The sequence below is a fragment of the Acinetobacter sp. genome (genome assembly GCF_036659555.1).
GTDB lineage: Bacteria > Pseudomonadota > Gammaproteobacteria > Pseudomonadales > Moraxellaceae > Acinetobacter.
The window spans coordinates 1-1,367 of the sequence record NZ_JAVXCI010000181.1; the positions used below are offsets into that span (position 1 = coordinate 1).

The 1,367-nt window shown below is 49.7% G+C and carries 1 protein-coding gene; it reads right to left on the minus strand.

Annotated features, from left to right (window positions below):
• The coding region (locus tag RSA72_RS14535) for a CTP synthase (RefSeq protein WP_332624764.1) at positions 1-1,367 on the minus strand (1,367 nt) is incomplete at both ends.

The window sequence follows — 1,367 nt, forward strand, 5'->3', positions numbered from 1 at the left end:
GAATTGTACAGCAATAAACCAAGGATGTTGAGGAATTTCAACTGTTTCTACTAAATGCTGCACAGGTGAATAGCCTGAAATCTTCATGCCTTTTTCTTCAAGCACTGGAATATAGCGGTTATTCATCTCGTAGCGGTGACGGTGGCGCTCAATAATTTCTGCTGAACCGTAAACGTCGCAAGTTTTTGTGCCTGCAACCAGTTCAGATTTTTGCGCGCCAAGGCGCATGGTGCCGCCAAGATCAGAATCCACATTGCGCTGCTGCACTTCGCCGCGCTCATCCAGCCATTCAGTAATCAAGCCGATCAGCGGCGATTTGGTTGAACGGTTGAATTCAGTTGAAGATGCGTCTGAAATGCCTGCAACATTGCGCGCATATTCAATCACCGCCAGCTGCATGCCCAAGCAGATGCCCAAGAAAGGCACGCCGTTTTCACGCGCATAGCGGATGGCTTTCATCTTGCCTTCTGTGCCGCGCTCGCCAAAGCCGCCTGGAACCAGAATTGCGTCAGCATCTTTCAATACGTCCGCTTCATTTTGGCTTTCCAGCTCTTCAGCATTCACGTAGTCAATTTCAACTTTTACGCGGTTTTGAATGCCGGCATGCAAAAGCGCTTCGTTGACAGACTTATAGGCATCCGGAAGCTCAACATATTTGCCGACCATCGCAACACGCACGGTGTATTCAGGGTTCAGCAAAGCTTCTACAACATTGTCCCAGTCAGTCAGATCGGCTTCCGGAAGATTGTTATAGCCAAAACGCTCGCAGATTAAGTCATCTACGTTTTGCTCATAGAATGTGCGCGGAATTTGGTAAATTGAACGGGCGTCTTTGCACACCACAACTGCGCGCGCTTCCACGTTGGTGAACAGCGCAATTTTGCGGGTTGTGTCTGCATCGACATCGTGTTCTGTACGGCAGATCAGGATGTCCGGCTGAATGCCAATCGACAGCAGTTCTTTAACAGAATGCTGGGTCGGCTTGGTTTTAAGCTCAGCAGCAGATTTGATGTACGGCAGCAGCGTCAAGTGCATCAGCATGGTGCGCTTGTGGCCCAGCTCAACCATCAGCTGGCGGACAGATTCCATGAATGGGAGAGATTCAATGTCACCTACTGTGCCGCCGATTTCTACGATCGCAACATCGTAGCCTTCGCCTGCGCGAAGCACGCGCTCTTTAATATTATCCGTAATATGCGGAATGACTTGAACTGTGCCGCCAAGGTAGTCGCCGCGGCGCTCTTTATTTAAAACGTCTTGGTACACGCGGCCTGAGGTGAAGTTATTCAACTTGGTCATTTTCGCACGACGCAAGAAACGTTCGTAATAACCCAAGTCTAAGTCAGTTTCGGCACCATCCTCTGTGA